The organism is Ramlibacter sp. (assembly GCF_028292805.1).
GTDB lineage: Bacteria > Pseudomonadota > Gammaproteobacteria > Burkholderiales > Burkholderiaceae_C > Ramlibacter.
The window spans coordinates 1-7,732 of sequence record NZ_JAQGLS010000200.1 but is presented as its reverse complement, the minus strand read 5'-3'; the positions used below and the strand labels follow the sequence as shown (position 1 = coordinate 7,732).

At 68.9% G+C, this 7,732-nt stretch carries 11 protein-coding genes; 7 read left to right on the top strand and 4 right to left on the bottom strand.

Annotated features, from left to right (window positions below; genetic code table 11):
• Positions 1 to 786, top strand: a 786-nt coding sequence (locus JWP65_RS12445) for an enoyl-CoA hydratase/isomerase family protein (protein WP_299764146.1), incomplete at its 5' end; no start/stop codon positions are given.
• On the opposite strand, the gene JWP65_RS12440 is transcribed toward JWP65_RS12445, so the two are convergent.
• The 3 genes from JWP65_RS12440 to smpB form a co-directional block, all read right to left on the bottom strand.
• Positions 710 to 1,300 (bottom strand): sigma factor-like helix-turn-helix DNA-binding protein, encoded by a 591-nt coding sequence (locus tag JWP65_RS12440; protein WP_367280505.1) that lies wholly within the window; start codon positions 1,298 to 1,300, stop codon positions 710 to 712. The genes JWP65_RS12445 and JWP65_RS12440 overlap by 77 nt on opposite strands.
• Positions 1,279 to 1,395, bottom strand: a complete 117-nt coding sequence (locus JWP65_RS20155; protein WP_367280504.1) for a hypothetical protein — start codon at positions 1,393 to 1,395, stop codon at positions 1,279 to 1,281. Before JWP65_RS20155 ends, JWP65_RS12440 begins: the two co-directional genes overlap by 22 nt.
• A 284-nt stretch (positions 1,396 to 1,679) precedes the next feature.
• Positions 1,680 to 2,153 (bottom strand): SsrA-binding protein SmpB, encoded by a 474-nt coding sequence (gene smpB, locus JWP65_RS12430; RefSeq protein ID WP_299764143.1) that lies wholly within the window; start codon positions 2,151 to 2,153, stop codon positions 1,680 to 1,682.
• Between the two features lie 58 nt (positions 2,154 to 2,211).
• On the opposite strand from smpB, the gene JWP65_RS12425 reads away from it, so the two are divergent.
• Both JWP65_RS12425 and JWP65_RS12420 read left to right on the top strand, forming a co-directional pair.
• Entirely contained in the window at positions 2,212 to 2,652 is a 441-nt protein-coding gene (locus JWP65_RS12425; protein ID WP_299764142.1) for a type II toxin-antitoxin system RatA family toxin, read from the top strand.
• Complete coding sequence (locus JWP65_RS12420; protein ID WP_299764140.1) at positions 2,645 to 2,992, top strand: RnfH family protein; 348 nt, start codon at positions 2,645 to 2,647, stop codon at positions 2,990 to 2,992. The genes JWP65_RS12425 and JWP65_RS12420 overlap by 8 nt, the downstream gene beginning before the upstream one ends.
• On the opposite strand, the gene JWP65_RS12415 is transcribed toward JWP65_RS12420, so the two are convergent.
• The gene (locus tag JWP65_RS12415) at positions 2,986 to 3,543 is read right to left on the bottom strand and encodes a DUF4124 domain-containing protein (RefSeq protein WP_299764138.1); all 558 of its coding nucleotides are present in this window, start codon (positions 3,541 to 3,543) and stop codon (positions 2,986 to 2,988) included. The two genes, JWP65_RS12420 and JWP65_RS12415, sit on opposite strands and share 7 nt — an antisense overlap.
• 123 nt (positions 3,544 to 3,666) lie before the next feature.
• Here JWP65_RS12415 and guaB point away from each other — a divergent pair, with 123 nt between their 5' ends.
• The 4 genes from guaB to guaA all read left to right on the top strand — a co-directional run bounded on the left by guaB (position 3,667) and on the right by guaA (position 7,564).
• Positions 3,667 to 5,136, top strand: coding sequence for an IMP dehydrogenase (gene guaB, locus JWP65_RS12410; RefSeq protein WP_299764137.1), 1,470 nt, complete (start codon positions 3,667 to 3,669; stop codon positions 5,134 to 5,136).
• Between the two features lie 95 nt (positions 5,137 to 5,231).
• Complete coding sequence (locus JWP65_RS12405) at positions 5,232 to 5,543, top strand: type II toxin-antitoxin system Phd/YefM family antitoxin (RefSeq protein ID WP_299764135.1); 312 nt, start codon at positions 5,232 to 5,234, stop codon at positions 5,541 to 5,543.
• Complete coding sequence (locus JWP65_RS12400; RefSeq protein ID WP_299764133.1) at positions 5,530 to 5,946, top strand: type II toxin-antitoxin system VapC family toxin; 417 nt, start codon at positions 5,530 to 5,532, stop codon at positions 5,944 to 5,946. Before JWP65_RS12405 ends, JWP65_RS12400 begins: the two co-directional genes overlap by 14 nt.
• A 4-nt stretch (positions 5,947 to 5,950) precedes the next feature.
• The gene (guaA, locus tag JWP65_RS12395; protein WP_299764131.1) at positions 5,951 to 7,564 is read left to right on the top strand and encodes a glutamine-hydrolyzing GMP synthase; all 1,614 of its coding nucleotides are present in this window, start codon (positions 5,951 to 5,953) and stop codon (positions 7,562 to 7,564) included.
• Positions 7,565 to 7,732: the final 168 nt, after the last annotated feature.

The following is a 7,732-nucleotide window of genomic DNA, read 5'->3' as shown; positions in this document are numbered from 1 at the left end:
GTCGTCTTCATGGACGGCATCGTGATGGGCGGCGGCATGGGCATCTCCGGCCACGGCGCTGGCGCCAGCCTGCGGGTGGTCACCGAGCGCACGAAGATGGCGATGCCCGAGACCAACATCGGCCTGTTCCCGGATGTCGGCGGCGGCTGGTTCCTGGCGCACCTGTGCCCGCCTGGCATGGGCGAGTACCTGGGCCTGACCGGCCGCCTGGTCGGCGGCAACGACGCGCGGGTTGCGGGCCTGGCCGATGGCTTGCTGCCGGCGGCCGAACTCGAAGGCGTGTGGCAGCGGCTGGGCGCCGAGGGCGGCCTCGCCTGGGTGCGGGAGCTGCGCCGGCGCTTCGCCGACAGCCCGCCGGATCCGCTGCGCGGCGAGCTCGCCGGGCGCGCGGGCGACATCGCGCGGATCTTCTCGCTGCCGTCGGTGGCGGCGATCGTCGCCGCGCTGGAGGCGGACGCTTCGGCCTGGGCCGCCGACACGGCGGCCGTGCTGCGCAAGCGCTCGCCGCTGATGCTGCACGTGAGCCTGCGGCTGATCCGCCAGGCGCGGGGAATGTCGCTGGCCGACGAACTGCGGCTGGAGCGCGGCCTGGTGCGTCATGCGTTCCACCTGCGCCCGGGCACGGCCAGCGAAACGATGGAAGGCATCCGCGCGCTGGTGGTCGACAAGGACCAGGCGCCCAGGTGGAATCCGGCTCGGATCGAGGACGTCACGCAGGCGATGGTGGATGCGTTCTTCGCCAGCCCCTGGCCGGCGCATGCGCATCCGTTGCGCCCCCTGGGCTGATCCTTTCCCGGTTCACAGCTGCCGGTCCACCGACTCCGCCAGCCCAAGCAGCCGCTGCCGCGGCAGCTTGCCCGCGAGCGCATAGCCAAAGCCGCGCTCGCCCTTGCATCAGGGCGTGCAAACGGCGCCGGGCGCGCGGCAGGCGCGACATCACGGTGCCGAGCGGCACCGCGGTGATCCGCGCCACCTGCGCATACGCCAGGTCCTGCAGCGTCACCAGTAGCAGCACCTCGCGCTGTTCCTCGGGCAGGCGCAGCAGGCAGCGTTGCAGCTCCAGCGCCTTGTCGGCACCGGCGGGCCGCGCGACCAGTTCGCCAGCGACGCCGTCGCGGTCGACCCGCTGCCCGTGCTGCCGCGCCGAGCGGCGGGACGCATCGACGAACAGGTTGTGCATCAGCGTCAACAGCCAGGCCCGCAGGTCGCTGCCGGCCGCCCACAGGTGCCAGCGGGCGCAGGCGCGCTCCAGCGAGCGCAGCCGCGGGCGGGTGCGGCTCAGGGCCAGACCCGCCGCCAGACGTTGTTGAAGCCGTCGCCGCTGCGCTCGCCGGGCTTGCTGTCGCGCACCCAATAGGACACCGGCTTGCCGCGCAAGGCCCACTGGCGGGCCATCGGCGCGGTTGACGACCGTCCAGCCGCCGGACGGGTTGTCGCCCAGGCTCGCCATCAGCGGCGGCCGGTTGATGGCGCACTGGCCGTTGCAGACCGACTTGCCGAAAGCCCATTTCGTCGCGGTCGAAGGTGCAAAGCGTCATGCCGCCGGGGCCGACGTCCACGGCATCGGACACCGTGGCGGGCAAGGGCGCGATGGCGCGTGGCGGGCTCCAGGCCAGGCAACGGTCCCTGCACCCATGAACGGCGGCGCTGGCCGGTTGATTCCAGCGCCGCGAAATCGCCTATTTGTGGCGTTCCTTCATGGCGCGTTCCACTTCGCGCTTGCCTTCGCGGTCCTTGATGGTGTCGCGCTTGTCGTGCTCGGCCTTGCCTTTGGCCAGCGCGATCTCGGCCTTCACGTGGCCGCCTTTCCAGTACAGCTGGATCGGCACCAGCGTGTAGCCCTTTTGCTCCACCTTGCCGATCAGGCGCTTGATCTCGTCCTTCTTCAGCAGCAGCTTCTTGGTGCGCACCGAGTCGGGCCGCACGTGCGTCGAAGCCGTGTTGAGCGGATTGATCTGGCAGCCGATCAGGAACAGCTCGCCTTCGCGGATGACAACGTAGCCGTCGGTCAGCTGCACCTTGCCAGCGCGCAGCGCCTTGACTTCCCAGCCTTCGAGCACGATCCCCGCCTCGAACCGCTCCTCGAAGAAGTAGTTGTATGCGGCCTTTTTGTTGTCGGCGATCCGGCTTGCGTTATCTTTCTTTTGCGTCATTGCCTACAGGTGGGTACTGGCCGCTCTCTCTACAATGCCGCCGGGCCTCGCATTCTCCATGAAAAACGTTCACAAATCTGTCCTCATCTGGTACACGCCGGAAGAGATGTTCGCGCTCGTCACCGACGTGGCCCGCTATCCGGAGTTCCTGCCCTGGTGCGACCATGCCGCGGTGCTGGCGCTGGAGCCCGACGGAATGAAGGCGGAGGTGGGCATCTCCATCGGCGGTATCCGCCAGACTTTCACCACCCGCAACACCCACCTGGCGGGCCGCGAAGTGCGCATGAAACTGGTCGACGGGCCGTTCTCCAACCTCGATGGCAGCTGGAAGTTCGCGCCGCTGGGCGACGGCGGGCAGCGCGCCTGCAAGGTGTCCCTGGAAATGCACTACGGCTTCAAGAGCGGCGCGCTGGCCGCGCTGGTGGGGCCGGTGTTCGACCGCATTGCCGGCAGTCTGGTGGACGCTTTCGTCAAGCGCGCCGAGCAGGTCTATGCCTGAGACCGGCATGGTGCACGTGACGGTGGCGTATTCGCCAGCTCCGCGTGAAGTGCTCGAATGGGCGCTGGAGCTGCCCGCCGGGGCCACGGTGCGCCAGGCAGTGCTGGCCAGCGGGCTGGCGCAGGCCTGTGCGCAGCTGGACCTGGCTGGCTGCGAGCCGGGCCTGTGGGGCCGGCGCTGCGACTGGGGGCGGGTGCTGCGCGAGCAGGACCGGGTGGAGATCTGCCGCGGCCTGCTGGTGGACCCGAAGGTGGCGCGGCGCGAGCGCTTTCGCAAGCAGGGCGCGCGCGCGGTCGGCCTGTTCGCCAGGCAGCGGCCGGGCGCCAAGCAGGGTTACTGAGCGGCCTGGGCGGCCAGGCCGGGCGCCCTGCAGTCGCGCGCGATCACCGAATCGAGGTGCTTGATTTCAAGGTCGCGGGCCTTGTCGTCCATGATCTCGCGCTCGCCCTTGGCATTGGCGCGGGCGATGCGGATGCCGGAGGTCAGGTCGGCCTTGCCGCTGCGCGCGCGGCGGCAGTTGTCGGACTGCGCCTGGGCCAGCTTGGCCTCCTCGGCCTTCTTCCTGGCCGCTTCGACGGCTTCGGCCTGCTTCCTGGCCTCTTCCAGTGCCTGGTCCTTGCCGCTGGGGCGCGAAGCGGCAGCCTTGGGGGCCGATGCCGCCATGGCGGCGACGGCCGGCGATTCGGTGGCCTGGGCCTGGGCCTGGGCGTCGGCCGCACCGGGGCGTTGTCCCGGCTGGCGCAGGATGCGGCTGGCCGGCACGCTGGCCGGCGGCGGCGTATCGCTGAACACCTTGCGGCCAGCGTCGTCGCGCCATTGCCAGGTCTGGGCGCCGGCGATCAGGGGAGCGGAGCAGGCCAGGGCCAGCAGGGTGAGGCGGAGCGCTTTCATCGATCCAGTGTAGCCCGGCCGTGGGCGCGTGCCTTAGGGCAAATCCAGGGTGCAACGCGCCGCGGCACGGCCGGACGTGCGAAATTCCACGCGGGTACAATCCGTCTTTTGGAAGCCCCCGACATGCGCCTCCTCGGAAAAGCGCTCACCTTCGACGACGTGTTGCTGGTGCCGGCGTTCTCCCAGGTCCTGCCCAAGGACACTTCGCTCGCGACTCGCCTGTCGCGCAACATCCAGCTGAACCTGCCGCTGGTGTCCGCCGCCATGGACACCGTGACGGAAGCCCGTCTGGCGATCTCGATCGCCCAGGAGGGCGGCATCGGCATCGTCCACAAGAACCTCACTGCGCAGCAGCAAGCCGCGGAAGTCGCGCGCGTCAAGCGCTACGAGTCCGGCGTCCTGCGCGATCCCGTGGTGATCACGCCGCAGCACACGGTGCGCCAGGTGATCGCCATGCAGGAACAGTTGGGGATCTCCGGCTTTCCGGTGCTCGATGGCGGCAAGGTGGTGGGCATCGTCACCGGCCGCGACCTGCGCTTCGAGACGCGCTACGACGTGCCGGTCAGCGAGATCATGACCCCGCGCGAGAAGCTGGTCACGGTCAGCGAAGGCACCAGCGCCGCGGAGGCCAAGGCGCTGCTGAACAAGTTCAAGCTCGAGCGGCTGCTGGTGATCAACGACATCTTCGAGCTCAAGGGCCTGATCACCGTCAAGGACATCACCAAGCAGACCAGCTTTCCCAACGCCGCCCGCGACTCCGCCGGTCGGCTGCGCGTGGGCGCCGCCGTCGGTGTGGGCGAGGGCACCGAGGAGCGGGTCGAAGCCCTGGCCAAGGCTGGCGTCGACGTGATCGTGGTCGACACGGCGCACGGCCACAGCAAGGGCGTGATCGAGCGCGTGCGCTGGGTCAAGCGCAACTATCCGCAGATCGAAGTCATCGGCGGCAACATCGCCACCGGCGCCGCCGCCCTGGCGCTGGTCGAAGCCGGCGCCGATGCGGTCAAGGTCGGCATCGGCCCGGGCTCCATCTGCACCACGCGCATCGTGGCCGGGGTCGGCGTGCCGCAGATCACGGCCATCGACAACGTCGCCACCGCGCTGGCCGGCACCGGCGTGCCATTGATCGCCGACGGCGGAATCCGCTACTCCGGCGACATCGCCAAGGCCATCGCGGCCGGCGCCAGCACCGTGATGATGGGCGGCATGTTCGCCGGCACCGAGGAAGCGCCGGGCGAAATCGTGCTGTACCAGGGCCGCAGCTACAAGAGCTACCGCGGCATGGGCTCGATCGGCGCCATGCAGCAAGGCAGCGCCGACCGCTACTTCCAGGAAGCCACCAGCGGCAACCCCAACGCCGACAAGCTGGTGCCAGAAGGCATCGAGGGCCGGGTGCCGTACAAAGGCTCGCTGGTGTCCATCGTCTACCAGATGGCGGGCGGTGTGCGCGCGGCCATGGGCTACTGCGGCTGCGGCAGCATCGAGGAAATGCGCAGCAAGGCCGAATTCGTGCAGATCACGGCGGCGGGCATGCGCGAGAGCCATGTGCACGACGTGCAGATCAGCAAGGAAGCGCCGAACTACCGGGCGGATTGAAGCCTTCCGGCTTTTGGAAAAAGGCCAGAATGTTCTGGCCTTTTTTCCTGGCTTGGCCTAACATTCTGGTCAGATTTCCCTAATTCGGGCCATAAATGCAGACCATTCCCATCCACCAAGCCAAGAGCCAGCTCTCCGAGTTGATCCGTGCCGTGGAGCAGGGCGAGGAAGTCGTGCTCACGCGCCATGGCAAGCGGGTGATCCGCCTGATCAAGGAGCCCGAGTCGGAGCAACCCAGCATCGAAGCGCGCCGGCAAGCCATCGTGGCGGAACTCGAGGCGCTGCGTGCCAAGGTCGGCCGCGCCGAACCCGGCTTCGAGCAGCTGTGGGAAGATCACAAGCGCGAGCGCGACGGCCGCGGCGACGCCTGGACCGATCGCCCGAAGGCCCCCCATGCTGGTGGTTGACGCATCGGCCTTCGCCAGCTGGGCCTTTCCCGACGAAGGCGGCGACAAGGTCTCGCAAGCGCTGATCCGCGTCATGACGCAGGAGGAGAGTGCCACCAGCGCCTCCATCTTCCCGCTGGAAGCGCTGCATGCCGCCGGCAAGGCGCTGGCGCGCGGCCGTTTCACACCCAGCGCCCACCAGCACGTGCTGCGCCTTCTGAGCCGGCTGCCGGTGTCGCTGGCGCCCACCCGTGTCTCGCCCTTGGAATTCTGGAACTGGGCGCAGTCGCTGCAACTCACCCCCTGCGACGCCTCCTACCTGAAGGTCGCGATCGATCTGAAGGCACCGCTGGTCACCATGGACCGCGGCCTGCGACGCGCCTGCCTGCAACTCGATCATCCCGTCATCACCGACCTGGCCTGACTCCATGCAACACGACAAGATCCTCATCCTCGACTTCGGCTCCCAGGTCACGCAGCTGATCGCCCGTCGCGTGCGCGAGGCGCACGTCTTTTCCGAAGTCCATCCTTGCGACGTCAGCGACGAATGGGTGCGCCAGTACGCGGCCGACGGCCGGCTCAAGGGCGTGATCCTCTCGGGCAGCCACGCCAGCGTCTACGAAGACAGCACCGACAAGGCGCCGCAGGCGGTGTTCGAGCTTGGCGTGCCGGTGCTGGGCATCTGCTACGGCATGCAGACCATGGCGCACCAGCTCGGTGGCAAGGTCGAGGGCGGCCACCAGCGCGAGTTCGGCTTTGCCGCCGTGCGCGCGCGCGGCCACACCGAGCTGCTGCGCGACATCGCCGACTTCACCACGGCCGAAGGCCACGGCATGCTCAATGCCTGGATGTCGCACGGCGACAAGGTGGTGGAGCTGCCGCCCGGCTTCAAGCTGATGGCGTCGACCGACGGCTGCGCGATCGCCGGCATGGCCGACGAGGCGCGCCGCTTCTACGCCCTGCAGTTCCACCCCGAAGTCACGCACACCGCCCAGGGCAGGGCGATCATCGAGCGCTTCGTGCTGGGCATCTGCCGGGCGGCGCCAGACTGGGTGATGCGCGACCACGTCGCCGAAGCGGTGGAAGCCATCCGCCAGCAGGTCGGCGACGAGGAAGTGATCCTCGGGCTGTCCGGCGGCGTCGATTCCTCGGTGGCGGCGGCGTTGATCCACCGCGCCATCGGCGACCAGCTGACCTGCGTGTTCGTCGACCACGGCCTGATGCGGCTGCACGAGGGCGACATGGTGATGGACATGTTCGCCGGCAAGTTGCACGCCAAGGTGATCCGGGTGGACGCGGCCGACCTGTTCCTGGGCAAGCTGGCCGGCGTCAGCGAGCCGGAGGCCAAGCGCAAGATCATCGGCGGCCTGTTCGTCGACGTCTTCAAGGCGGAGGCGGCGACGATCAAGGAGACCCATTCGCGCCACGTGGCCTGGCTGGCCCAGGGCACGATCTATCCGGACGTGATCGAGTCCGGCGGCGGCAAGAACAAGAAGGCCGTCACCATCAAGAGCCACCACAACGTGGGCGGCCTGCCCGAGCAGCTGGGGCTGAAGTTGCTGGAGCCGCTGCGCGACCTGTTCAAGGACGAAGTGCGCGAGCTGGGCGTGGCCCTGGGCCTGCCGCCCGAGATGGTCTACCGCCATCCCTTCCCCGGCCCGGGCCTGGGCGTGCGGATCCTGGGCGAGGTGAAGAAGGAGTACGCCGACCTCTTGCGCCGCGCCGACGCGATCTTCATCGAGGAGCTGCGCGGCTTCATCGACCCGGCCAGCGGCAAGAGCTGGTACGACCTGACCAGCCAGGCCTTCACCGTGTTCCTGCCGGTCAAGAGCGTCGGCGTGATGGGCGACGGCCGCACCTACGACTACGTGGTGGCGCTGCGGGCGGTGCAGACCAGCGACTTCATGACGGCCGATTGGGCGGAGCTGCCGTATGCGCTGCTCAAGAAGGTGTCGGGCCGGATCATCAACGAGGTGCGCGGCATCAACCGCGTCACCTACGACGTGTCGTCCAAGCCGCCGGCCACGATCGAGTGGGAGTGATGCCGTCCGGGGGCTCGCCGGCCGGCCGTGCTGGTCGGCCCGTGCGGTGGAGGAGGAAGCGATGAGACCCATCTTCGGCGTCGTTTCGCTGCTGGTCGCGCTGGCGGTCGTCGGCGTGCTGGCGAAGAACCAGTTGCGGGCGGCCAAGTCCGTCGGCGCGTCGCTGCC

Bases quoted from the DNA above. Each gene is read 5' to 3' on its own strand.
- JWP65_RS12405 (WP_299764135.1), top strand. From the start codon at position 5,232: ATGCAGACCATTCCCATCCACCAAGCCAAGAGCCAGCTCTCCGAGTTG.
- JWP65_RS12415 (WP_299764138.1), bottom strand. From the start codon at position 3,543: ATGAAAGCGCTCCGCCTCACCCTGCTGGCCCTGGCCTGCTCCGCTCCC.
- guaA (WP_299764131.1), top strand. From the start codon at position 5,951: ATGCAACACGACAAGATCCTCATCCTCGACTTCGGCTCCCAGGTCACG.
- JWP65_RS12420 (WP_299764140.1), top strand. From the start codon at position 2,645: ATGCCTGAGACCGGCATGGTGCACGTGACGGTGGCGTATTCGCCAGCT.
- JWP65_RS12400 (WP_299764133.1), top strand. From the start codon at position 5,530: ATGCTGGTGGTTGACGCATCGGCCTTCGCCAGCTGGGCCTTTCCCGAC.
- smpB (WP_299764143.1), bottom strand. From the start codon at position 2,153: ATGACGCAAAAGAAAGATAACGCAAGCCGGATCGCCGACAACAAAAAG.
- JWP65_RS20155 (WP_367280504.1), bottom strand. From the start codon at position 1,395: ATGGCCCGCCAGTGGGCCTTGCGCGGCAAGCCGGTGTCCTATTGGGTG.
- guaB (WP_299764137.1), top strand. From the start codon at position 3,667: ATGCGCCTCCTCGGAAAAGCGCTCACCTTCGACGACGTGTTGCTGGTG.
- JWP65_RS12425 (WP_299764142.1), top strand. From the start codon at position 2,212: ATGAAAAACGTTCACAAATCTGTCCTCATCTGGTACACGCCGGAAGAG.